Raw genomic sequence first — 26,990 nt, 5'->3', positions numbered from 1 at the left:
TAGCCCTCGCTTATAGCGAATAGAGAAAATTCACCATCCGTGAAATTTCCTTTCGTGACAGTGAGGTCCAACATGCCGGTCGAGCGCTTCTCCCCCCGAACCACACCCCGCGTTCTTCCGGTCCAGCGCTTCCAGCCAAGCCGCATCGCTGCCGCCATCCTCGTCGGCATGGGCGTGCCTTCGGCCTGGGCCGAATCGAACAACATCGTCGCGGCGGGGGGCTCCTACCTGGTCGGCGACACCGTCATCCACTACGCCGGCACGGCGACCAATATCGCCACCAACGGCTCGGTGACGGACATCACCACCGAAACGGTGCGTGGCCAGACCGGCTTCAACTCCTTCAGCCACTTCCAGGTGGGCAGCGGCAATACCGTCAACCTCTACGTGCCCGGTGGCGCCAGCAACCTGGTGAACCTGGTGCACGACTCGCGCGTCGTCATCAATGGCACCCTCAATGGCGTGCTCGCCGATGGCAACCGCATCGGCGGCCATATCATCTTCGCCGACCCCCATGGGCTGGTGGTGGGCGCCAGTGGCGTGGTCAACGTCGGCAGCCTGACCATCACCACGCCGTCCACCCAGCAGATGCAGCAACTCTCCGGCGCCGTCGGCACCCTGTCGGCGGACGGTACCGCGCGCCTGGTGGACGACCTGCGCAACGGCCTCTACAACGACGCCGGTTCGCTCACCGACTACACCGGCACCGAGCGCGGCAAGGTGGAGATCAAGGGCCGGGTCAACGCCGTGGGAGCGGTCAACATCTTCGGCGCCGCCGCCGTGGTGGCCAATGGTGCCCGCATCGAAGCTGGCAAGGACATCGCCGACGCGGTGTTCCGCGGCACGGTGAACACCGAGGGCCTGGCGGTGGGGCAGGCCGTGGCGCGCGCCGATGGCGCCGTGCGCATCGTCGGACGCGATTCGGCGACGGTATCCGGCGAACTCGCGGCCCTGATGGCGGACGGCAGCGGCGCCAACGTTTCGGTGTCCGGCGGCCAGAGCCTGGAGCTCACCGCGACCGCCAACATCTCCACCCAGGGCGCTGCCGGCAAGAACGGCGGCAAGATCGCCCTTGAAGCCAGCACCGTCAATTTGCGCACGGGCTCGACCCTGAGCACCCGCGCCAGCGGTGCCGGCCGCTCGGGGGACATCCAGGTCAGCGCCGTCAGCGATGGCGGTTGCACCTTCTGCGAAGGCGACCAGGTGCAGACGGTCGCCGAACTCACCGACAGGCTGAGCAAACAGCCCAACTCCTTGCTGGCGCCGGAGCGTGGCGTGGCCAGCGTCAACATCGAGAAGGGTGCGGTGCTCGATGCCAGCCATGCCGAGGAATCCAGGCAGGGCGACATCAAGGTCAGCGCCACGGCGATCAGCCGGCAACTGGGGGGCTATTCCGCCGCCGATGCCAGCGTGAAGGTGGCGGGCACCCTCAAGGGCAACGACATCAGCCTGGCCAGCAATGCCGTGGCCGTGGTCGACCCGTCGCTGCTCGGCACGCTGTTCGACAGCGCCGCGATCAAGGCGGACGTGCTGCGTATCAAGAATGAGAACGGCTGGTCCGACGAGGCGGCCTGGGGCAAGGTGATCGGCGACCTCATCAAGCCGATCACCGGCATCGGTTCGCTGAACGATCCCGACCAGCTCAAGGCCCTTGGCGCCGATCCGGCCGACTTCAGCGAGCTGACGGCGCTCATCCCCTTCCTGGCGGTCTCCATCGCCCAGGCCGACTCCACGGTCGAGGTGCTCGATGGCGCCAGCCTGCAGGCCAGCCGCTCCCTGCTGGTCAAGGCCGACAGCACCCGCAACGTGGGAACCGAAAGCTTTTCCATTCCCGTGGTGCAGAGCCTGATCCCGTTCAACGCCGGTGTCGCCTTCGGGCGCATCAGCGGGGCGACCCGCGTCGAGATCAAGTCGGGGGCCGTGCTCAAGGGCGGGCAGGGCATCGCCGTGCAGGCCCACAGCGAGAACAGGCTGGACGTGAAGGCCGAGGCCTCCAATGGCCATGACGCCGAGGGCAAGCCGGTGACCACCACCGGCTTCGCCGCCGCCATGGCCAATACGGCACTGACCACCACCGCGCAGGTGAATGCCGGCGCCTCGCTGAACACCCGTGGCGACGTCAGCGTGCTGGCGCTCAGCGAACAGGACATCAGCAACACGGCCAGTTTCAAATCCATCGGCAACGGTGCCGCAGGCGGCGCGGTGCTCGCCCTCAGCGTGCTCGACAGCGACACCCGGGCGGCCTTCGATGCCAACCTCAGCGGTGCGCGCAACCTCAACGTCAGCGCCACCAACCTGGTATCCCGCCAGCACAACGAAGCCTCCTCGCAGGCCGGCAAGAGCCTGGCCGACTTCATCAAGTTCCGCGCCATGGGCACGGTCGACCCGATCAAGAACTTCGTCCTCAGCAAGTTCAAGGAGGTCAACCCGACCCAGCCCAGCGATAGCAAGTTCCGCCTCGCCGCCTCCCTCGCCCTGGTCGTCAGCGACCAGCAGGCCGAGGCCAGCATCGGCAAGGGCAGCCAGCTGAGCCTCAGCGGCGACCTCAGCCACACAGCGCTGCAGGAGATCCGCAACCTGCACAACCTGTCCAACAGCACGGTCAATGGTTCCAAGCGCGGCTCGGACCAGAACGACTACTCCCTGAGCATGGCGGTGGCCATCGCCACCCTCAACCAGGGCACCCGCGCCCTGGTGGGGGACGGCGCGCAGATCGCCGCGCAGCGCATCGGCATCGGCGCCAACTACATCCAGCCGCTCAACCTGAATGGCTTCGACCGCTGGAGTTCGCTAAGCGACATCGGCAAGCGGATGATCAGCCTCAAGGGCTGGCCCAACGACCTGGCGGGTGGGTTCTCGACGCAATACGCCAATTCCCAGGGCACCTCCGACGAGCTGGCGATCACCGGCTCCGTCTCGGTGCTCACCAACCTGGTGGACACCCGCGCCTGGGTCGGTGACAAGGTGCGCCTGGATGCGCTGACCACCGGCGAGCAGCCCTGGCAGAGCAGCCCGCTGGCCCAACTGGCGGAGCGCCGTGATGGCAAGGGCCAGCTCATCCCGCTCAGCGCCATGGCCAGCGACCGCCGCTGGGACTGGGCGCAGCCCATTACCGTGGCCGCCGGCAACCAGCTCGGGCAACTGGCGATCGCCGGCAATATCGGCATGTTCCTGTTCGGCACCAACGTCGGCGGCGAGGCGGCGTCCCCCTCGGACGGCAAGCCCACGGCCCTGGGCGGAGCGCTCAACGTGCAGACCGTTTCCAGCAAGGCGGTGGCGGGCATCGGTGCGCAGTCCGTGGTCAAGGCCGGCGGTGTCCAGGTCCAGGCGCTGCAGGACGACCTGATCCTCGCCATCAGTCCCTCGGCGGGGTCTGGCGTCAGCGCCGCGGCCAACGGCGCGGCGGTGGCCAATACCCTGACCTCCACCGTCAACGCCTCCATCCACAACACCGCCAGCGTGGAGGCGGGGCGTGTCGGTGTGCAGGCCGAGCACTGCCTGGGCCTGTGGACCGCATCCGGGGCCGTGGCCTTTGGCGCGGGGGCCGGCGTCGGCGGCGGGCTGGCGCTCAATGTGCTGACCACCGACGTCGACGCGCTGGTGGGCAACAACCGCAACTGGCGCCCCTCGGTGATGGGCCAGGGGCTCGACGCCAGCGGCAAGGGCATCTGGAAGGCCAACCTGCTGGACGTGCAGGCACTCAGTTCCGGGCAGAGCGGCGCCTTCGCCATCGCCGGGGCCGTGGTCAAGGGCAAGGAAGAGAAGAAGCAGCAGGAGGACGCCACCCAGAAGGCGGGGGACATCGGCAAGCCCACGGTGGAGCTGGCGGACAGCTTCGGCCAGGCGCTGTTGCAATCCATCACCCTGGGCGTGGTCAACGTCACCCCGGCCCTCAGCTCCCTGGCCAGTACGGCTGGCAAGGTCAAGGACGCTGTCAGCGAGGCGCCCTCGAAGATCGCCAGCGGCTGGGACAGCATTAAAAAGATGTTCGGCAAGCAGGATGCCGGCTCCGGCCCCGATGGTGGCGGCAGCGATTCCGGCGGGCAGGGCAAGGGCTTCTCCATCGCCGCTGCCGGCTCGAGCAGCATCAACGTTTCCCGCCAGCGCAGCCGGGCCGACCTCGGTGACATCGTCCTCGACCCGCGTGACCCGGCCCAGGGCGGCAGCAAGGTCCAGGTCCTGGCGCTCAACCAGACCCATCAGTTCAGCGGCTCCGGGGCCGGGGCGCTGACCCTCGCCGGCAAGCAGAAGAGCGAGTCGAGCTCCGCACTCTCGGGTGCGCTGGCTTACAACCACCTGATGAACGAGACCGATGCCCGGGTCGGCAACGTCCTGCTGCGTGGCAACGACCTGCTCCAGGTCCAGGCCCTCAGCGCCGGGGACCAGATCGCCATGGGCCTGGGCCTGGCCGCAGCCACGGCGGGCAGCGAGACCAACGTGGCGGTGGCGCTCTCCGGCTCGGCGGCCTACATGGGCAACCGCACCCGTGCACGGGTGGAGAACAGCCAGGTGGAGCAACGCGAGGCGGCGCCCGGCAGCATCGAGGTGAGCGCCTACGACCGGGCCCGGGTCATGCTCGGCGGCGGCGCCTTCGCCGGCAGCAAGGGCAACGGCGGCAGCGCCGGCGGCTCGCTGGTGGTGGGCGTGCTGGCCAATGAGCTGGCCGCCGAATGGCTGGGCAGCAGCGCCAGTCACTTCGCGCGCATGGATGTCGCCGCCGCCAGCGCCTCGCGGGTGCTGGCCGGTGCCCTGGCCGGTGCCGTCAGCACCGGCAGTGACAGCGGCGCGGGGGCGGGATCGTTGCTGGCGCTGGTGCTGGCCAACCAGGTCAAGGCGCGCATCGATGCCTATTCGCCCACGGGGGGCAGCAGCCCCGTGCTGTCGTCGTTGCAGGGCGGCGCGTTGAACCTGACCGCACAGAGCGTTTCCGGCGCTTCCGCGCTGGACGCCCGGTTCGCCGGCGCAGCGGATGCGACGCTGCTGGACAGCGGCCTGGACCTGGGCGGCGGCACGACCGTCTCCGCCATCCAGGTCAAGGGCGAGGTGGACAAGGACCTGCTCAACGGCAAGCAGGGCCCCGGTGACCTGTTCGACGGCGATATCGCTGGCGAGGCGGTGCTGGCCGTGGCCGGCAGCCTCGGGGCGTCGGGTGGCAAGGCTGGCGTGGGGGGCTCTCTCGCGCTGGTCTACGCCGGCAGTGGCTACACCGCGAAGCTGGCCAACAGCCAGGTCGATCTCAGTGGCGACCTGACCATCGCCGCCCGGCACAGCGCCGATGTGCTGGCCGCCGCGGTATCCGGGGCCGGCAGCGCCGAGGCTGGCGTGTCCGGTTCGGCCACCGCGCTGATCGGGCGCGGCACCGTGCTCGCCGGGCTGGACATGGGCGACCGCACCCTCAAGGCGAGGAACCTCGGCATCAGCGCCGAGCGCAGCGGTGGCCAGTACTCCCTGGCCGGCAACATCACCGGCAGCAGCGGCTCGACCGCCGTCGGCGGCGCCGTGGGCATCAGCGACATGCAACAGCGGGTCGAGGCCCTGCTGGAGAAAGGGCGCTACCAGCTGGGGGGCGACCTGACCCTGGACGCGGCGCAGCAGAGCCACATCATCAGCGCCGCGATCTCGGCGGCGGTCACCTCGGGCAATGTCGCGGTGGGCGGCGCGCTGACCTTCAACCGCATCGCCGACTCCACCCAGGCCCTGCTGCGCAACGCCCGGGTGGGCGCCGATGACCTGGTCATCCGCACGAGCCAGGCCGGGCAGGGCGCGCTGATCGGCTCGCTGGCCTTCAATCTGGCGGCCAGCGGCAGCAATACCGGGGTCGGCTCGGCCATCGCCATCAACCTCATCGAGGCGACGCGCCAGGCGTCGCTGAGTGACAGCGATGTCGAACTCACCGGCTCGGCGAAGCTGTCGTCGGGGCTCGATGGCCAGATCTGGGGCGTCGGCGTCAACGCCGTCGGGGGCAGCACGGCTGGCGTCGGCGGCTCCGTGGTGGTCAACAACATCGACGGCAGCGACAGCGTCACGATCTCCGGGGGCTCCCTGCGCACCAGCGGCAGCGGCAAGGCCCTCGTACTGGACGCGGCCCAGGGCCAGGGGATGTTGATCGCCTCGCTCTCCGGCCAGGTGACCGGCTCGGGCAATACCGGCGTGGGCGGGGCGTTCTCCGTGAACCGCATCGGTACCCAGCGCAGCGCAGCCATCGACAAGGGCACTATCAACGGCTTCTCCAGCGCGGCGCTGAGCGCCAGCCTCGACCAGGCCATCTACGCCGCTGCGGTGTCCGGTGCCGGAGCCAGCACGGCGGCGATCTCCGGCTCCTCCACCAGCAACGTGATCGAAGGGGGCGAGAAGGCCGGTATCAGCGCCAGCCACCTGGAGGTGGGCAGCCTGGAGTTGAACGCGAGCCGCGGCAACCGCGAGATATGGAGCCTGGCCGGCTCGGTCGGCGGCGCCGGCAACGTCTCGGTCGGCGTGGCCAACGCCAACAACGTGATCCTGGCGCAACGCATCGCCCAGGTCAGCGACAGCACCCTGAAGCTCGGTGGCAAGCTGAGCCTGCTCAGCGGCGGCTCTTCGGGAATCCGCTCCCTGGCCATTGGTGGCGCCGGTGCCGGCTCGGCGGCGGTGGGCGCGTCCCTGGCGATCAACGTGATCAAGGGCGAGGAGCGGGCCAGCCTGGACGACAGCACGGTGTCCGGCGCCAGCGGGGTGAAGATCAGCGTCAGCGAGGGGGCGGCCGATATCTACACCGGGGCCGGCAACCTGCAGGTCGGCGGCAGCGGTGCGGGCGCCGGAGCGGTCGCCATCAGCACCATCGAGCAGCAACGCATCGCGCGGGTCCGCGCCAGCACGGTGGATGCCGGCACCTCGTCGGTGGAGGTCTCGGCCGTCACCGATGGCAGCATCCGTACGCTGGCGGTCAGCGGCAGCGTCGGCGGCACGGGAGCTGTCGCGCTCTCCAACGCCAGCAACAACATTGGCGCGGTGACGCGCGCGCAGATCGACGGCAGCGCCGGCGTGGCCGGTGTGCTCAAGGTCAAGGCAGAGGATCGCTCCAGCATCGCGGCGCTGTCCGGCGGCGCAGCCGGTGCCGGCACGGCTGCCGTGGGCGTGGCGACCTCGGTCAACCGCGTGGCCAGCCAGGTGGAGGCCCGGCTGCTCGGGCGCAACGGCACCCAGGGCTGGAGCCTGAGCGACCTGAGCCTGGACGCGCACTCCGCCGCCACCATCCGCTCGGCATCCATCAGTGGTGCGGTGTCCTCCACCGCTTCGGTCGGCGGGTCGGCCGCCACCAACGTCATCCAGAGTTCCGTCCGGGCCTTCATCGAACAGGGCGCCTGGGTCCTGGCCCGCAACAACGTCGGCGTATCGGCCCGCACCACCGATCAGATCAGCGGTGCGGCCGGTGCCTTCATGGGCAGCGGCACCGCGTCTGTCGGCGGCTCCGCCACGGTCAACGTCATCGAGAGCAGCACCACCGCCGGGATAACCGGCGCGGAAACCCGCGTCAGCGCCCTCGCGTTGGGCGCTGCCGCGACGATCGATAACGGTGTGCTGCTCAACGGGCCCAGCAAGGATGCGCGCCTGTGGAGCAACGCCGAACAGTTCAACCCCATTCCCGGCCTCGCTCTGGGCTCCCGGCAGTTCCGCGGGCTGGCCGTGCAAGCCAGCTCCGTCCAGCAGGTGGGCCAACTGGCGGCGGCGGGGTCGGTTTCCTTCGTGCCGCTGTATAGCGCTTCGGTCGCGGCACTGGGTAACAGCAACGTGATCGGCGGGGTCACCCGCGCCAGCATCGAGTCCGCCCAGATCAACCAGGCCGACGGCGCCGATGCCGCCCAGCAGGTGCTGGTGGGTGCCGCCAGCCATGCGCTGAGCTCAGGCTACCTGGCCAGCGGGGCTCTGAGCCTCGGGGTTGCGGCGGTGGCCGGTGCGCTGGACAGCACCGTCATCCAGCGCCAGACCCAGGCCGTCATCAGCAGCGCGCGGGTATCGAGTCGCGGAGCGACCGAGGTGCGTGCCGGCTCCACCCAGTTCGCCAGCACCGTCCTGGCCAGCGCGGCGGGCGCCATCGTGGGCGGCGCCGGCAACGTGGCACTGATCATCGCCAAGGGCACCACCGAGGCGCGGGTGGACAAGGGCAGTGACCTGGACGTTGGCAGCCTGCGGGTGAGCGCCGATGCGCTGCAGCAGTTCAGTGCCAATGCACTGGCCCTGGCGGGCGGCCTGGTGGGCGTGGGCGCCAACTTCGGCCTGGTGCTCGACCAGGCGCTGACCCGTGCCTGGGTCGGCGAGGCTCCCGGTGCGCCGGACAGCCTGGCCGACACCCGGGTACGTGCCGGGTCGGCCAGCGTGCTGGCCACTGGCACGAGCGAACTCCATAGCAACCTGGTGGGGGCGGCGGCAGGCGGTGGCGCCGTTGCCGGTTCGGCCCTGGTGCAGGTCGTTGAAACCACCACGGAGGCGGGAGCGGGCCAGGCTCAGTTCGGTACCGCGGCCAACCCGTTGGGGGACCTGAACATCGTCGCCCATGACAACCTGCGGGTGACCGGCAACGTCGGCTCGGGCGTGGTCGGTGCGGCCGCACTGGGGGCCTCGGCCAACGTGGTAGTGGCCAACAGCGCCACCCGTGCGCTGCTCGATCGCAGCAGCGTGCAGGCCGCCTCGCTGGCGGTGGACGCGCTACGTGAAGGGTATGCCGAGCTGTTGACGACCTCGGGCGGCCTTGGTTTCGCCAGCCTCAGCGGCAGCATCGGCCTGCTGCTACTGGGCAGTGGCGCCACCCAGGTCGGCACCGGCGACGCGGCCGTGGACCCGCTGAGCTATCTGGACAAGGACGGCAAGGGCACGCTCGCCAGCCTCGACACGATCACCGGCAAGGGACAGGTCGCGGAGCTGAGCCACGAGGAGGTGGTCTGGGACGCTGCAAGCCAGGGCTATGTCCGCGTCAGCGTGAAGGACGACCAGGACCTGGCCCGCGTCAATGCCAGCTCCACCGTCACCGTCAGTGACCGGTTGCGGGGCAACACGCCGCGCACCCACGAAACCGTGGCGCGTGTCAGCGACAGCCAGGTCAGCCTCAGCGGCGCTGCGCGGGTGACGGCCGAAGACCGCCTTGCCAGTCGCAACCAGGCCGGCAGTGCCGGCCTCGCCGGCGGTGCCTACGGTGCGGCCATGGCGTTCAGCCTCTCCAATGCCCAGGTGGTCGCGGAGCTGTTGAACGGCAACCTCAAGGCCGCCAGCCTGGCGATCCGGGCTGCCGCCAGCGACAAGGCCATCGCCGGGCAGGATGGCGATTACACCCACGCGATGTTCGTCCACGCCTTGAGCGGCCAGGCCGCCGCGCTGGGCGCGTTGGGCGGCGCAGTGGCGGCCGCGGTGCTCAACAACGGCGTGAGTGCGTCCTTGGGTGGGGCGGTACAGGTCAGCGGCGACATCGAGGGCCGGGCCGTCGATACGCAGGCGCTGGATGTCCAGGCTTCCGGCCTGGCGGTGGGCGGCCTGGCGGGGGCCGGCCTGGTGCTCGGGGTGGCGGCCCATGACAGCCGCGTCAGCCTCGACGTGGCGGCGAATGCCGCGCTGCGCGCCGGCAATGTCCTGCTTTCCGCCCTGGCGGCGGGGCCGGTCAAGGTGCAGGGCTGGGGGAGCAGCGGCGGCATCCTGGGCGGCTTGAACGCCGTGGTGCTGCTGGCGCGCGATGCCTCCCAGGCGAAGCTGATGGTGGGGCGCGGTGCGGCGCTGATCGCCACGCAGGCGCTCGACCTGGATGCCCAGGTGCGCAGCCGCCTGCAGGCCAGCAGCGAGGGTTATGCACTGGGCGGCCTGCTGTCGGCGGGCGGCAGCCTGGTGGATAGCCTCAACAGCGCGGTCGCGGAGCTGGGCGTGGGCAGCGATGTGCAGCTCGCCGCAACCCAGGGACAGCTGCGCAGCCGGGTGCTGCGTGATGGCGATACCGACAGCTCCAACGTCAAGGCGCAAAGCCTGGCGGGTGGCGTGGGCCTTTCGGCCAATGCCGCCGTGGCCACGGCCCGTTCCCTGAGCAAGGCATTGCTGCATACCGATGCGAGCAGTCGTTTCGGTGGCGCGGCGGGCGGCAACTGGACCTTCCTCGCCGAGACCGACGTTCGCCAGCGTGCCTATGCCGATGGCAAGCTCGGCGGCTTGCTCGCCCTGGGGGCCACGGTGGCGCAGGCCCTGTCCCAGTCGCAGACCCTGGCCGAGGTGGCCGGGCATTTCGAAAGCGCCCTGGGCAGCCTCAAGGTCAGCGCCCTGGGCAGCCAGGACAACCAGGCCGAGGCCCGGGCCGGGCAGGGCGGCCTGGTCAGTGGCGCCGCCGCCGTCGGCAAGACCGCCGACAGCAGCCGCACCCTCGCCAGCCTGTGGGCACGCGGTGCCCAGGACGGCGTGATGAAGGTCGGCAGCCTGGCGCTCAGTGCGCTGCAGCAGTCGCGCTTCAACAGCTTCGTCGACAGCACCAGCGCGGCACTGCTCGGAGTGAGCGGCGCCCATGCACAGAACGACCTCGACCTGGCCACCAGCGCGCTGCTGCTGGACGGCGCCCGGATCGAGAGCCAGGGCTACAGCCAGAGCGCACGCGCGCTGGTGAGCAAGCCCCAGGCGACGGCCTACAACGTGCAGTCCGGCTCCGGCGGCGTGCTGGATGCGGCGGCGGCGCGCAGCCTCACCTCCATTGCCCTGGATACCCGCAGCCTGGTCGGCAACGATGTGCGGCTGCGCGTGGAGGGCGACTGGCGCAATCCGCAGAAGCTGGAGATCCAGGCGTTCAACCGGGTCGATGCCTATGACCGGGTGAAACTCGACAGCGGCGGCGCGATCAGCATCGCCCGGGCCGAGTCGTCGATCGATGTGCTCAAGAGCAACGCCGAGGCCCGGATCGGTGAGCGGTCGGACCTCTACAGCGTGGGCGACCTGGTGCTCGCCGCCAGTGGCGCCTATGCCATCGACAGCAACGCCAATGCCAAGACCTACGGGGCCGCAGGCGCGGCCAGCGGCAGCAGCCTGGCCCGGGTGAAGGCCGACTACCTGGCCCAGGTGAGTGGCAACGCGGCGTTGTTCGCCTACGGCGACTTGCGCCTGCTGGCCGGCCATGGCCTGGACGGCGCGGTCAACCGTGCCGAACTCACCGCACGCACCGACCTGTGGAACAACACCGCCTTCCCGGTGGTGACGGACCCCGCAGCGGCGGCGGAATACATCCGCAGCAGCAACCTGCAGGTGGAGGCCGGCAGCGGCCTGCGCAGCGTGGGTGACATCCATGCGTATGCCGGCCAGGGCCAGGGCGTGCTCTCTGGCAAGGGCGTGGGCAGGGACCTCTATCGACAGGCCGCAGCGGACCTGCTGGGGGCGATCGTCGGCCAGGTATCGCTGGACATCACCGGTGGCGGCACGCGCAACGAGGCGCAGGGCCTGGTGCGCATCGACGGCCAGCTCGACGCCGGCGTCTACAGCCAGCGCAAGCTGGTGATCAGCGGGCTGAAGTATCTGCTCGATGGCAAGGAAGTGGACCCGGCCAGCCTCAATGCCTCCACGCAGGGCACCCTGACCGTGGTGCCGGTGATGCAGGAGGCCAGCGACGGCATCACCTGGACCCTGAGCCAGGGCGAGTACTCGCAACTGCTCACCCGGCGTTTGCAGGAGTTGAACGATCGCCTGTCCAACTACGGCATCTCCGCCGTCGAGCGTGCGGCCTTCGAGGCCGAGCGCACGCTGCTGAACAAGACCCTGGCCCGGCTCTACGAGCAGATCGGCGGCAAGGTGGTGGACAAGCCCGGTGCCATCTCGGGCGAGGGCACGCTGCCCCAGGGCCTGAAGATCTGGCTGCTGGAGATCGACCCGGTGCTGGCCAAGCCGGGCAACATCCTGGTCCAGGGCGATGCCCTGATCGGCAGCGGCAAGCTCAATGCACCGGGCGACGCGAAGATCGAGATCATCAACAACAGCGAGGCCTTCCTCAGCCTGAAGGGCCTGGAGATTCCCGACCATGTCGGCGGCCAGCTGCTGTTCAACGGCGCCAGGATGTCCGGCAATACCAGCATCCGCAGTGCCAACAAGCCCGGCACCGGCACGGTGTCGTTCGCCAGCATCACGGTCGCCGAGAACTCGGCCGCGCCGCGCATCCTGGTGCAGAACCTGCGCAACCCCGCCGACAATCCCAAGGACGTCTCCGGCCTGAGCATGCCGGCGGCCGACATCTACGTGAACGGCAGCCTGCTGAACAAGCGTGGCGAGATCGAGCTCAGCGCCAAGTACGGCAGCATCTACGCCAATGCCGATATCCGTGCGCAGAAGCTCAGCCTGAGCGCCGGGCAGGACTTCGTCCTCAACAATCCCAATGCCTTCGTGCATATCGGTGGAGACCCGGCCAGCAACAACAACGGCAGCACCCTCTACAACAACGGTTCCGCCACGGTCGCCGGGCAGAACGTGGTGATCAACGCGCTTTACCTGAACATCAACGGCCTGATCCAGAGTGGCGTGGCGGATTGGCGCGTGACCATCGACGAGTCGCGCTTCGCCAATATCGACAGCCTGCGCTCGCAGGCGGTCGGCAACCGGCTGCAACTGGTGCAGACCGATGCGCGCACCGGCACGCTCGGCTATGCCTGGGACTTCGACAGCAACAGCATCGTGCTGGACCAGGTGCAGGTGGGCGGGGGCTACATGGAGCTGACCGGGCACATCCTCAGCACGGGCAAGGGCCAGCTCAAGGTGCTCGACGGCTTCAGCCAGGTGCACATCACCAACAACACCAGTCGTCGCCTGGAAATCGCCGGGCTCGACCTGGGCAACGGCGTCGAAGGCACCCTGCGCATCAACGACCTGGGGCGTGGCGAGAACGGCCAGCAGATCGGTGGCGAGCGCCTCTGGTCCACCGTCTATACCCGCGTGGGCGACCAGGTGCAGCGCTACGAAGGCTGGAGCAACGGCCCGTTGACCCTCAAGGGCAGCAGCGCCGGACGCGATGCGACCTACACCACCACGGCGGGGCGTTCCTATGTCTGGCTGACGGGACGCGACGACAGCACTACCACCACTCGCCAGGAATACTGGGATGCCTTCTGGGGTTTCATCCCCACCGGGGACGGCACCCTGGCCTGGGAGAACACGGTCAAGGGGCAGAGCACGGCGATCCCGGGTGCGGAGTACATGGGCTCCACCAGCGGGCTGTACAGGATCGACAAGAACCTGATTCGCAATTACCGCTTCGTCGATGACGCCCAGCTCAACGCGATCATGCAGGGCTACGCATTGCAGTTGGCGGACCAGGATCCGGACAACTCGGCGCTGGCGGCCTTCCGGGTGGGCATCGGCCAGGGCGAGATCGCCCGCGTCAACGAGACCTACACCACCAAGGACCCGGTCAAGATCAACGAATACAGCGGTGGCTACTGCCAGGCGCACTTCATCTGGTGCCAGATCTACCGGACCACCAAGACCAGCGTCTACAGCTCGGGCAGCAAGGAGATCAACCGCTATGCGGTGCAGGCCGACCGGCCCATCGACATCAGCTTCATCGGCAGCGAAAGCGGGCTGATCGACCTCATCTCCAAGGGCTCGGTCACCCTGCGCGGCTCGATGTACAACCTCAGCGGCAGCACCTCGATCAAGGTCGACGGTGCCCTGGAGCAGAACAGCGACAACCTGGTGATCGCGGCGCGCGACCTCGACCTGGACGCCGGGCAGTCGATCGGCAGCCGCGAGCAGGCCCTGCGTGTCGAAGCGACCCGCAGCCTGGGCGCCTCCAGTCGCAACGGCAGCATCGACCTCAAGGCGCTCAACGGCGGGGTCAACCTCAGCCGCCTGAGCGCGGGTGGCGAGCACATCGGCCTCAGCGCCCAGGGCGACATCCTCGGCATCGGCGCGATGACCGTCACCGGCAACGCCATTGAGCTGGTTTCCACCCATGGCAGCGTCGGCAGCGCCGGTCATGCACTGCGCCTGGACTCCGGCAACGGCGCCAAGGGCCTGGTGCGCGCCAGCGCGGTGGGGGACATCCAGCTCGAGGAAGTGGGTGGGGATCTCTGGCTGGATCAGCTCAAGGCCGGTGGCGATGTCTGGGTCAAGGTGGCCTCGGGCAACCTCTATGACGGCAACAGCGAGCTGGGCTACGACGACCGCGCGCTCGATGAGCTGCAGCGGCTCTGGACGAGCATGGGGCTGACCGGAAGCGCGGCCGAGGAGGCCATGGCGCAGCAGCGCGGCGCCCTGATCAAGGCCGGGCAGCAACGCTATGCCCAGTACTGGCGCCTGCGCCAGGGGGGCGAGGTGGCGTTCGACGCGAGCCAGGCCGCCTTCAGCGCCGGCCAGCGCGAGCAACTGGCAGGCCTGGGCTGGAGCGAGCAGCGGATCGCCGGCGAGGAGGCCCGGCGCATGGCCGACTACCAGGCGCTGCATACCACCTACGGCGGAACCACCTACGACCCGAACTTCACCTATCAGCTGCAGGATGCCGAGCTCAGGAGCCTCGAGCAGACGGCCACGTGGAGCGAGGACCAGTTGCGCTACTCCATCGCCGCCAGCCTGCTACGGCGGGACGACGGCAGCTCGGTGGTACGCGAGGCCAATAACATCGAAGGGCGCAATGTCACCCTGGAGGCTTCGCGCATCGGTCGCCTCAAGGCGGATGCGATCGTCATCGACCTGAGCAAGACCGCCTCGCTCACCAACGAGCAGCGCGCCGCCTTGGCGTCCGCCGAGCGCGACGACATCGAGTTCGATGCCGGCAACCCGTTGCTGATCCGGGTCGCGCAACGCGACGATGTCAACGTCAAGGCCAGTGGCACCCTGACCGCCACGGCCCAGAGCGACCTGTTCCTCGGCGGCGACCAGGACTTCAACGTCTTCGCCCTCGACGGCCGCAGCATCAGCCTGAAGACCGATGGCAGCATCGAGAGCGCCAATGGCGACAAGGTGGTGATCCGTGGCCACGACGTGACCCTGGAGGCGACCGGCGGCGCCATCGGTGGCAAGCAGGCACTGAACCTGGCGGTCACCGGAGACCTCACCGCCCGGGCACGGTTGCTGGACCTGGTCCAGCACGGCGACCTCAGCCTCGATCGCCTGACAGGCGTCGAGCGCCTGTCGCTGCAGGTGCTGGGCAACCTGCGTTCGGCCAGCCAGCTGGGCGAGAACCTGTTGGGCGGCCAGATCGATCTCAAGGTCAGCGGCACCACCGGTGCAGTCGGGCAGCGGCTGCAACTGGGCACCGGTTCCGCCTCGCAGCAGATCAACCTGGACCTGGACGGCGACGCCTGGATCGGTGGCTTGCAGGGCCTTGCCAGTCAACCGGGCGTATTGCGCCTGGGCACCCTGAGCGTGGACGGCACGCTCGACCTGGCTCAGGTCGGCGAGTTGCACCAGGGTGGCCAGTGGCAACTCGGCGGCCTGGTGGCGGACATCGCCGGTGGCTGGTCGACGGTCGATGGTGCCAGCCTGCAGGCCCGCCACGGCATGAGCCTCACCAGTGGCGGCGACGTGCGGCTGGGCGATGTGACCATCGCAAGCGGCGACCTGAATATCCAGGCCGCCAGCCTGGCCGGGCTCGCCGCTGGCAGCCGCTGGCAGGCCGACGGCGTGCTGCGGCTCTCCGCCCTTGGCGACATCGGCTCGCAGGCCCAGGGCATCGAGCTGGCGGCCCGGCGCCTCGAGGTGGACAGCGCCACCGGGGCGCTGTACCTGGCCCTGGCGGCCGGCATCCAGGGCGGCAGCCTGGACAGCGGTGCAGGTCAGTGGCTGCGTTCCCTGGGCAACCTGAAGCTCGATCGGGTGAGCAGTGGCGACGGCGTCCAGCTGCGCGGCAATGGCCGGGTCGAACTGGGTGCGCTGAGCGCCCAGCGGGACCTGGACCTGGCGGGCGACGCGCTTGGCATCGACACCCTGCGCAGCCACCTCGGCGGCCTCCGGGCCCAGCTGGCCGGGCAACTGCGCATCGACGAACTGGACGTCGCCGGCACCGGCGACCTGCACAGTGCGTCCGCGACCCTCGGGGCCGCGACGTTCGGTGGTGCGCTGGTGCAGTCCCATGATGGCGACCTGCAGGCAGACGCTTTGTACGTTGGCGGCGGCTGGACGCTGGAGGCCGCCTCGGTGCGTCTCGGCAGCGCCAGCGTCAACGGGCAGGTCAGGCAGACCCTGGCTGGCGCCCTCGACCTCGAACGCCTGGACGCCACTGGCGGCTGGACCCTGGATGCGGGCCGCAGCGAGATCGGCAGCGCCAAGGTCGGCGGAGCGGTGGACATGACCCTGCGCGACGGCCTGCGATTCGGCAGCCTGGAGGCAGGGCAGGGCTGGAACCTGCGTGGCACCGACGCCCAGGTCACCCGTGCGGATGTACGGGGCGCGGTGCAGCAGGTGCTGAGCGGCGCGCTGGACCAACAGGCGCTGCTGGCCGGCGGCGGCTGGACGCTGGAGGCCGCCTCGGCGCGTCTCGGCAGCGCCAGCGTCACCGGGCAGGTCAGGCAGACCCTGGCCGGCGCCCTCGATCTCGAACGCCTGGACGCCACTGGCGGATGGACCCTGGATGCAGGCCGCAGCGAGATCGGCAGCGCCAAGGTCGGCGGAGCGGTGGACATGACCCTGCGCGACGGCCTGCGACTCGGCAGCCTGGAGGCGGGGCAAGGCTGGAACCTGCGTGGCACCGACGCCCAGGTCACCCGTGCGGATGTACGGGGCGCTGTGCAGCAGGTGCTGAGCGGCGCGCTGGACCAACAGGCGCTGCTGGCCGGCGGCGACTGGACGCTGGAGGCCGCCTCGGCGCGGCTCGGCAGCGCCAGCGTCAACGGGCAGGTCAGGCAGACCCTGGCCGGCGCCCTCGATCTCGAACGCCTGGACGCCACTGGCGGCTGGACCCTGGCTGCAGGCCGCAGCGAGATCGGCAGCGCCAAGGTCGGCGGAGCGGTGGACATGACGCTGCACGACGCACTGCTGCTCGGCGACCTGGATGCCGGCGGGCGTCTGCAACTGCGCGGCACCTCTGCACGGCTCGGCAACCTCAGTACCGGCGAGGACACCGCCATCGAGCTGACTGGCGACCTGGCCCTGCAGCGGTTGCAGGCCAAGGGGGCGCGAGTGCAGGCCGGCAATGCATCGCGGCTTGGCGAGATGGACATCGAGGGTGACCTCCAGGTGCGCGTCGACCACGACCTGCTGCTGGAGCAGGCCCGTGTCGCCGGCCATGCCGCGCTGCTGCATGGCGGAAGCGCGGGCAGCCTGCGCTTCGGCTCGCTGGCCGTGGCGCGCACCCTGCAACTCGAGGGCCTGGGCGACTGGCAGGGCGATGTTGCCGAGGTGCAGGGCGACCTGACGGCCGCTATCGGCAGCGGCGATTTCGGCCGGCTGGAGAGCGCCACCGGCGCGGTCCGCCTGGAGGCGGCGCGTCACCTCGCCGTGGATGACCTGCACAGCCGGCAGCAGGGGTTGGAGCTGAGCGCCGCCAGCGTGGAACTCGGGCGCGCCAGCGCAGCCGGCCTGTTCAGGGTTTCCACCCGTGGCGACCTGGTGCTGAACCAGGGGCGCAGCGGCGGCGACATGAGCCTGGTGACTGCGGCCGGCAGCCTGGGCAACGTGCGGTTCGGCCAGGGCGTGGACCCGAGCGATCCGCAAAGCCTGGTCGCGACTCACCTCGCGAGCGGCGGCAACCTGCTGGTGCAGGCGGACGGCGATGTGCTCGGCGGCAACGCCGAGGCGCAACTGGAGCTGCGCATGCTGGGCCGCAACCTGCGCTTCGGCCGGGTCGCGAGCCTCGGGGAGGACGTCTTCCTGCAGGCCAGCGGCGACGCCCGCCAGGGCCACGGCAACGTGTTCGGGCTTGTGGTGGAGGCGAAGCGGGACATCGGCGTCATCGCCGGCGGTGACCTGAGCCTGCCCACCGTGCTGTTCGGCGGCACCTACTCGCTGAAGGCCGGGCGCGACCTGGTGGTTGGCGTGGGCGGTGACCTGGACCTCAACGGCGTCGCCGAAGCCGGTCGCGACCTGCGCTTCGACATTGCCGGTACGGTCGCGCTGCAGGGCGTGCGGGCGGGGCGCGACGTCACCATCAACTCGGGCGGGGCGATCCATATCGACCAGTTCGTCGAGGCGGGCGGCAACGTCCTGCTCAAGGCGGACAAGGGCGACGTACGCGTCAGTCGCATCACCTCCACCGGCCTGCATGAAGGCCGCTCGATCGCGGGCGACATCGTCCTGGCGGCGGCTGGCGACATCGCGGTGGCCGAGGTGGAAAGCCGCAACGGGCGCATCCAGGCCGAAGGCGCGAGCCTGCTGCTGGGCGACCTGGTGGCGGCCCGTTCCGTGGACCTGCTGTCCCGTGGCCTGATCCGTGTGGCCACCAGCCGCAGTGGCGGCGACCAGCGCTGGTCGGCTGACGCGGGCATCGCCTTCGAGCATCTGCTGGCCAAGGGGCAGGCCCTGCTGGACGGCCTGCTGGACATCCGCGGCACCCAACTGGTCGCCGAACAGGGGGCCGTGCTGCGCGCCGGGGTGAGAGGCGGCGCGGTAGTCGCCTCCAGCATCCATCTGCAGCGGGCCGAGGCACCGAGCCTCAGCCTGTGGGCCGGCGACCTCGTTCGCGTGGCGGACGCGGGGATCGGCCAGCGACTGGATCTGCATGCACGGGACAGCCAGCTCTATGGGCGGCATACCGGGAGCGGCCAGCTCGACCTCTGGGCCGAGGGCAGCGGCGATGGCCAGGTGGCGCAGACGCTGGCATTGCGCCTGGAGGCCGCCGACATCGTGGCGCCGCGGCTGCATGTGGCCGATGCGCTGATCGACACCACGGCGGCCCGGGTCGATTTGCGCGATGCACGCGGCGTCGAGCGCCTGGAGCTGCGCACGCCCCTGGCCCGGGTACGCATGGACAACGCCAGCCCGAGCTACATGGCGGACGCCGATATCCAGCTGTACGAACTGGACAAGGCGTTCAGCCTGAAGCAGGACAGCCTGCTGTCGAGCACCAATGCCTATGTCCTGCACCGCAAGCTGACCCACCAGGTGGTCGTCCCCAACTTCAGCGCGAGCCACGAGGGCGAAGGGGTGCCCTACGAGGGCATCACGGCGGCCCGCTATGCCGAGCAGCACCTGTCGTCCGGGCTCACCCTGGTACGCCTTGCGTCCCTGCTGGAAGCCGCCCGCCTGCGGGGCGCGGTGGTCACCGCCTGGGCGCCGAGCTGGAGCCAGGTCCCCCTGGATACCCGTATCAACATCGATGTAGCCGATGAGCGGCTGGAAGGAAATGAGGTGGCACATTGGGCGTTGTAAGCATGACCCGTCGCTGTTCCTGGCTGGTGCTGACGAGCCTGGCCGCCGGGCCGCTGCCGGCCCTGGCCGAAACCATCGCGCCGCAGGTGCCGGGGTTGGTGAACCCCAACCTGCAGCGCGAGCAAATCGAGCAGATCCAGCAGCAACGGCGTATCGAGGAGCGCGCACGGCGCACCCAGATGCCGGCGTTGCGCGGCGAAGAACCGGAGGACCAGCGGCTGCCGGAGGGTGGGGAACGCTTTGTCCTCTCCGGCATCGGCTTCAACGCCTCCGAGTACCTGCCGCGGGAGCAACTGGAGGCCATGGCGCGGCACTATGTCGGGCGCGAGATCGGCTTCGAGGACCTGAACCGCCTGCTCAGGGCGATCAACGAGCTGTACGAGGCGCGCGGACAACTGACGGCCCGCGCCTTGATCCCTGCGCAGGACCTGGAGGGCGGCCAACTGCGCATCGTGCTGGTGGAGGCCAAGGTCGACCAGGTTTCCTGGAAGGGCGGCCCGCGCCGGGTTGACGATGCATTCTATGATCGGCGCCTGCACGTCGAACCGGGCACGACCCTGGACAGCCCGGCCCTGATGAATGCCATCCAGCGCTTCAACGCGACCACGCCCGGCCCTCAGGTGACGGCCAGCCTGGCGCCGGGCGCACGGTTCGGCACCACAGCAGTCGAGCTGGAGGCCTTCGAGCCCGACAGCCTGCAATGGAGCCTGTTCGCCAACAACTACGGGAACGAGGGCACCGGCCGCGAGCAGTACGGCGGCAGCCTGACCTGGTTCTCGCCGACCGGGGCCGCCGACGCCCTCAACCTGTTGCTGGTGGCGACCTCCGGGTCGCAGTACGGCAGCGTGCGCTACAGCCGCCCGGTCAATCGCTGGAACGGTGTCGCCTATGGCGAGGTCGGCGGCAACAGCATGACGGTCGAGGAAGGCCCGCTGGCGTCGCTGAACATCGAGGGTGAGTCCAGGACCTGGACGCTGGGCTTCGACCAGCCCTGGTGGCTGGACGAGCACTGGGTCCTGCAGGGGGGCGTCGGCTACAACCAGCAGCGCTCCGAGAACACCATCGAGGGCTTCACCCTGAGCGAGGTGGATACCCGGGAAGGCTTCCTGCGCGGCCAGGTGGAGTACCGCTCCGCGCCCTGGTACCTGCGCTACGAACAGCGCGTGCGCCAGGCGCAGGTGGATAACGCCGTGAGCGGCGACGGCGGCAGCTATGGCCTGCTCAACGGGCAGGGCTACCTGTCCCGTGCGCTGGGCGAGCAGTACGAGCTGGTGGGGCGGTTCGGCTGGCAGTTCGCCAGTGACACCCAGGCGCTGCCGGCGTCGCTGTTCTACCAGTTCGGCGGCATCAGCAGCGTCCGGGGCTACGATCCCGGGGTGATCTCCTCGCCCCAGGGGGCGACGCTGAACCTGGAGGCCTGGTGGCGGCCAAGCGAACGCTGGCAGCCCTTCGTCTTCTTCGACTACGGCCGGGCCATGGAGCTCGGCATCGCCGACATCGACCTGCAGAGCGTGGGTGTCGGCCTCAACTTCAACTGGGGCCGGCACCTGAGCCTGAGCCTGGTCGCGGCGAACACGCTCAAGGATGTGGTGCCGGACCAGGACAGCGGACAGGTGCTGGCCCAGATTGTCCTGCGTTGACCCCTCAATCGATAGAACGGAGAACCAAGATGACCACGCTGTTGCTTTACAAGGATATCCAGGCCCTCAACCGCGAGCAGCACCAGGCGCTCAAGCTGCAGCAGTCGGAGAACTGCGACTTCGCCGCGTCCACCCACCTGGTGCCGGTCGCTGGCCTGGAGTTCTTCCAGGCGGCGCGCCATTACCCGCTGGTGTTCATCGGCGAGGGCAGCCAGGCCACGCCGATCGCGCTGCTGGGGCTGAAGGAGGGGCACAACGGCTACCTCGACGCCGAGCAGCGCTGGCAGGCCAACACCTACATCCCGGCGTTCATCCGCCGCTATCCCTTTGTGCTGGCCCAAGACGAAGCCAGCCACTTCACCGTCTGCTTTGACGCGGCGTTCAGCGGCTGGAGCGAAGAGCAGGGCAAGGACCTGTTCGACGCGCAGGGGCAGAACAGTGACTACCTCGACGAGATGATCCAGTTCCTGCAGAACTTCACCGCAGAGATGGAGCGGACCCGCACCTTCGTCGAGAAGCTGCACGCCCTCGACCTGCTCAGTCCACGTGCCATCAAGCTGTCCCATACCAGCGGCGAGAGCTTCGTGCTCAGCGATTTCCTGGCGGTGGATGAGGAGAAGTTCCTGGCGCTGGCGGACGAGCAGGTGCTGGACCTGCACCACAGCGGCTTCCTCGGCTGGATCTACGCGCACCTGATGTCCCTGGGCAATGCCAACCAGCTCTTCGACAACTACCTGAAGCGCCGCGAGCCCGCCGAGGTCGTGACCCACTGATGGTGTCGGCCGGCCGCCTGGCCTGGCGGCCGGCCGTCCCGCCAGGCCGGAGCGGCCGTTGCACCTGCGCGGAGCAACGCCGCGCTACTCCCCATGGCCAGGTCCATGCCACGCCTTTCGCCAGGTCGTACTAAGACTAAATGGCTAGGCGGCCAGGCTGTGCAGCCCCGCGGTGGAGGGATTTAATGCGGGCACTTATCAAAAGACACTGCCGGCCTCCACCCCTGCCGGGGAGGCGTCATCGGCCGGTGCTGCACGAGGTGCTCCGATGTCGTCGTCCCGCCTGCCCGTCGCGCTCGCCTGCGCTCAATCCCTGCTTGCCGCCCTCCTGCTGCTGGCCGTCCACCTGGCCGGGTTGCCCTGGCCCGTCGCGCTCCTGGGCCTGATCGCGGCCTGTTGGCTGCCGTTGTTGTGGCGCCGGGCGCCTGTCGAGGCGCCGCAGCAGATGGGCACGGACATCGCCCGACTGACCCGCGAGCTGTCCTTCACCACCAGCCACAATGCGCTGTCCGCCGCCGGCGTGGCCTATTCGGTGAAGCAGCTGGGCGAGCGCCTGGAGTCGCAACTGGACGCCGCCGCGCGCATCGTCGCCAGCGCCGAGGTGATGATCGATACCGAAGAGACCACCACCCGCCTCAGCCACGAGGCCCAGGCTTCCGCCCGCGAGGCGCGGCAGAGCAGCGAGGCCGGGCGCGAGGTGTTGCGCAGCGCCATCACGCGCATGCATGCCCTCAACACCCGCGCCCGTGACAGCCGCGAGCTGATCGCCACCCTCAGCCAGCGCAGCGAGGAGATCCAGCGGGTGACCTCGGTGATCCAGTCGGTCGCCAGCCAGACCAACCTGCTGGCCCTCAATGCCGCCATCGAGGCGGCGCGGGCCGGGGAGCACGGGCGCGGCTTCGCCGTGGTCGCCGACGAGGTGCGCGGCCTGGCCGGGCGCACCGCCAGCGCCACCGAGGAAGTGGGGCAGATGGTCGCCGACATCCAGCGCCAGACCGCCGAGGTGGTGGCGCAGATCGAACACCTCTCCACCGAGCTGGACGAGGGCGTGGCCCAGGTGGAGCTGACCGGCCAGCACCTGGAAAGCATCGCCGGCCTGGCGGTGGGCGTGGAGGCGCAGATCGGCGCCATCGCCAGCGGCGCCGACACCAACCGCGAGCAGCTCACCAGCCTGTTCGCCGCAGTCGACCAGGTGCGCAGCGACCTGGGCATCAGCGACCAGCAGACCCAGCGCCTGGCCGAGGCGGCGGTGCAGCTGGAGGGCCAGGCGGAGACCATCAGCGAGCGCCTCGCCGAGGTGGGGCTGGATGACTACCACCAGCGCGTCTACGACCTGGCGCGCGAGGGCGCCGAGCAGATCGCCCGGCGCTTCGAAGCGGATATCGAGCAGGGCAGGGTGGGGCTGGAGGACCTCTTCGACCGCCACTACCAGGTGGTGCCCAACACCGCGCCGACCAAGTTCCGCACCCGCTTCGACGGCTACGCCGACCAGGTGTTGCCGGCCATCCAGGAGCCGTTGCTCAAGCGCCACGAGGGCCTGGTCTTCGCCATCGCCTGTACCGCCGAAGGCTACGTGCCCACCCATAACCAGGCCTTCGCCCATGCGCCCACCGGCGATGCCCAGGTGGACATGCTGCGCAGCCGCAGCAAGCGCAAGTTCGGCGACCGCACCGGCATCCGCTGCGGCAGCCACCAGAAGCCATTACTGCTGCAGACCTACACCCGCGACACCGGCGAGCTGATGCACGACCTCTCGGTACCGATCTTCATCCGTGGCCGCCACTGGGGCGGCCTGCGCCTGGGTTACCGCCCCGAGCAGGGCTGAGCCTTGATGTAGGGCGGGTGAAACCCGCGATGGCCCGTGCGCGGGGGTGTCGGGTTGCACCCGACCTACGCGTCCCGTTCTCGGTGAACCCGCCGTAACGCCGATGGCAGAGGCCTCGAACCGTCCGCCGCATCTACTACCAAATGAGTAAGGCATCGCTTCCATGGGGGCATTCCGGGGGCTCCGGGGCGCTGACTAAGATCGGCCCATCACCTGGCCACTCCAGCGCCAGGCTCCGACAAGAGAGGCCATCGTCATGATCTATGCGCAACCGGGTACCCCTGGCGCCGTCGTCACCTTCAAGCCGCGCTACGGCAACTTCATCAACGGCGAGTTCGTCGCGCCGCTGGCCGGGCAGTACTTCACCAATACCTCGCCCGTGAATGGCGAGGTGATCGCCGAATTCCCCCGCTCCGACGCCGCCGACATCGATCGCGCGCTGGACGCCGCCCACGCCGCCGCCGACGCCTGGGGCCGCACCTCGGTGCAGGACCGCGCGCTGATCCTGCTGAAGATCGCCGACCGCATCGAAGCCAACCTGGAAGTGCTCGCCGTCACCGAGACCTGGGACAACGGCAAGGCCGTGCGCGAGACGCTGAACGCCGACGTGCCCCTGGCCGCCGACCACTTCCGCTACTTCGCCGGCTGCATCCGCGCCCAGGAAGGCTCCGCCGCCGAGATCAACGAACACACCGCCGCCTACCACTTCCACGAGCCGCTGGGCGTGGTCGGGCAGATCATCCCGTGGAACTTCCCGCTGCTGATGGCCGCMTGGAAGCTGGCCCCGGCCCTGGCCGCCGGCAACTGCGTGGTGCTCAAGCCCGCMGAGCAGACCCCGCTGKSSATCAKSGTGCTGSYSGAGMTSATCGGCGACCTGCTGCCRCCSGGCGTGCTCAACRTSGTMCAGGGCTTCGGCAAGGAAGCNGGGCNARGCSCTGGCCACCAGCAAGCGCATCGCCAAGATCGCCTTCACCGGCTCCACCCCGGTGGGCKCGCACATCMTSMAKTGCGCSGCSRMSAACATCATYCCSTCCACCGTSGAGCTGGGCGGCAAGAGCCCGAACATCTWCTTCGMRGACATCATGCAGGCCGAGCCGGCCTTCATCGAGAAGGCCGCCGARGGCCTGGTGCTGGCCTTCTTCAACCAGGGCGARGTGTGCACCTGCCCGTCSCGSGCSCTGGTGCAGGARTCSATCTWCSMGSCMTTCATGGYCGAGGTGATGAAGAAGRTSAAGGCSATCAAGCGYGGCGACCCGCTGGACACCGACACCATGGTCGGCGCCCAGGCCTCCGAGCAGCAGTACGACAAGATCCTCAGCTACCTCGAYATCGCCCAGCAGGAAGGYGCYGARMTSCTCRCCGGYGGCGSYKYCGAGMRSCTSGRMGGYRACCTKTCCASCGGCTACTACATCCAGCCGACCCTGCTGAAGGGCMACAACAAGATGCGCGTGTTCCAGGAGGAGATCTTCGGCCCGGTGGTGGGCGTCACCACCTTCAAGGACGAGGCGGAAGCCCTGGCCATCGCCAACGACACCGAGTTCGGCCTSGGCGCCGGCCTGTGGACCCGCGACATCAACCGCGCCTACCGCATGGGCCGTGGCATCAAGGCTGGCCGCGTMTGGACCAACTGCTACCACCTGTACCCGGCCCACGCCGCSTTCGGTGGYTACAAGAAGTCCGGCGTCGGCCGCGARACCCACAAGATGATGCTCGACCACTACCAGCAGACCAAGAACCTGCTGGTGAGCTACGACATCAACCCTCTCGGCTTCTTCTAGAAAAGGCTCTCCTGACCTGCCGCGAGCCTCGCAGGTCCAGGCCAGGAGAGGCCCCTTGTAAGTGAAAAACCAGGACCGGGCACCGATCAGGCGGCGCCCGGTCCGCTCCACCCCGGCTCCATCCGACTACAACAACAAGAAACGGTGAACACCATGTGCATCACGCCTCGCTGCTGCCCGCAGTCGGTGGTCCGTGCCCGCTCGGGCCACGCGCCGCCTCCCGCCTCTCCGATCCGTCGCCCCACTTCCCTCAAGGCAACCTCCGGAGACGCGCATGACAACCACTAATCAACTCAAGCCCACCCTCGGCACCCTGCACCTCTGGGGCATCGCCGTCGGCCTGGTGATTTCCGGCGAGTATTTCGGCTGGAGCTACGGCTGGGGCGCCGCCGGCACCCTCGGCTTCCTGGTCACCACGCTGCTGGTGGCGACCATGTACACCTGCTTCATCTTCAGCTTCACCGAACTGACCACCGCCATCCCCCACGCCGGCGGCCCCTTCGCCTACAGCAGCCGCGCCTTCGGTGAGCGCGGCGGGCTGATCGCCGGCATCGCCACGCTGATCGAATTCGTCTTCGCCCCACCAGCCATCGCCATGGCCATCGGCGCCTACCTCAACGTGCAGTTCCCCGAGCTCGATCCCAAGCACGCGGCGGTGGGTGCCTACTTCGTGTTCATGACCCTGAATATCCTCGGCGTCAGCATCGCTGCCACCTTCGAACTGGTGGTCACCGTGCTCGCCGTGGCCGAGCTGCTGGTGTTCATGGGCGTGGTGGCGCCAGGCTTCAGCTTCAGCAACTTCGTGCTCAACGGCTGGGCCGGCTCGGACACCTTCAGCAGCGCCTCGATCTCCGGCATCTTCGCCGCCATCCCCTTCGCCATCTGGTTCTTCCTCGCCATCGAGGGCGCAGCCATGGCCGCCGAGGAAGCCAAGGACCCGAAACGCACCATCCCGCGCGCCTATGTGGCCGGCATCCTCACTCTGGTGTTCCTCGCCATCGGCGTGATGATCATGGCCGGCGGCGTCGGCGACTGGCGCCAGCTGTCGGGGATCAACGACCCGCTGCCCCAGGCCATGAAAGCCGTGGTCGGCGAGAACTCCGGCTGGATGCACATGCTGGTGTGGATCGGCCTGTTCGGCCTGGTGGCCAGCTTCCACGGCATCATCCTCGGCTACTCGCGGCAGTTCTTCGCCCTCGCCCGTGCCGGCTACCTGCCCCGCGGCCTGGCCAAGCTGTCGCGCTTCCAGACCCCGCACCGCGCCATCATCGCTGGCGGCGTGATCGGCATCGCCGCCATCTACAGCGACGGCCTGATCAACCTGCAGGGCATGAGCCTGACCGCCGCGATGATCACCATGAGCGTGTTCGGCGCCATCGTCATGTACATCATCAGCATGCTCGCGCTGTTCAAGCTGCGCGCCAGCGAACCCAACCTGGAACGCACCTTCCGCGCCCCGGGCTACCCGGTGGTGCCAGCCATCGCCCTGCTGCTGGCGGTCGTCTGCCTGGTGGCCATGGCCTGGTTCAACACCCTGATCGGGTTGATCTTCCTCGGCATCATGGCCGTGGGTTTCGTCTGGTTCCAGTTCACCGCCCACCACCGCGCCAGCGCCCCCGCCGACGCGATGCTGACCCGCATCTGAGCCCCCAGGCCGGCTCCGCCGCAATGGCGGGGCCGGCACAGACAGGACGATCGA

Annotated in this window: 5 protein-coding genes and 1 pseudogene; all 6 read left to right on the top strand. The window is 69.2% G+C overall.

Translation table 11 applies throughout. The annotated features are described in order from the left end of the window. The first annotated feature begins 72 nt into the window (after positions 1-72). The 6 genes and pseudogenes from RTW82_RS30435 (at position 73) to eat (ending at position 26,936) form a co-directional block, all read left to right on the top strand. Entirely contained in the window at positions 73-19,275 is a 19,203-nt protein-coding gene (locus RTW82_RS30435) for a leukotoxin LktA family filamentous adhesin (RefSeq protein ID WP_316927412.1), read from the top strand. 2 nt (positions 19,276-19,277) lie between these two features. Further along, positions 19,278-20,915, top strand: a complete 1,638-nt coding sequence (locus tag RTW82_RS30430; RefSeq protein WP_316927411.1) for a ShlB/FhaC/HecB family hemolysin secretion/activation protein — start codon at positions 19,278-19,280, stop codon at positions 20,913-20,915. A gap of 29 nt (positions 20,916-20,944) precedes the next feature. Next, positions 20,945-21,688 (top strand): SapC family protein, encoded by a 744-nt coding sequence (locus tag RTW82_RS30425; RefSeq protein WP_111264069.1) that lies wholly within the window; start codon positions 20,945-20,947, stop codon positions 21,686-21,688. Between the two features lie 268 nt (positions 21,689-21,956). Next, entirely contained in the window at positions 21,957-23,513 is a 1,557-nt protein-coding gene (locus tag RTW82_RS30420) for a methyl-accepting chemotaxis protein (RefSeq protein WP_316927410.1), read from the top strand. Between the two features lie 256 nt (positions 23,514-23,769). Then, positions 23,770-25,291 (top strand): annotated as a pseudogene (locus RTW82_RS30415) (aldehyde dehydrogenase family protein). 274 nt (positions 25,292-25,565) lie between these two features. Continuing rightward, entirely contained in the window at positions 25,566-26,936 is a 1,371-nt protein-coding gene (gene eat, locus RTW82_RS30410) for an ethanolamine permease (RefSeq protein WP_021219343.1), read from the top strand. The last annotated feature ends 54 nt before the right edge of the window (positions 26,937-26,990 follow it).

The organism is Pseudomonas sp. zfem005, from assembly GCF_032621735.1.
In the GTDB taxonomy this organism is placed as follows: domain Bacteria; phylum Pseudomonadota; class Gammaproteobacteria; order Pseudomonadales; family Pseudomonadaceae; genus Metapseudomonas; species Metapseudomonas solani.
This window is presented reverse-complemented; position numbering and strand designations above follow the sequence as displayed.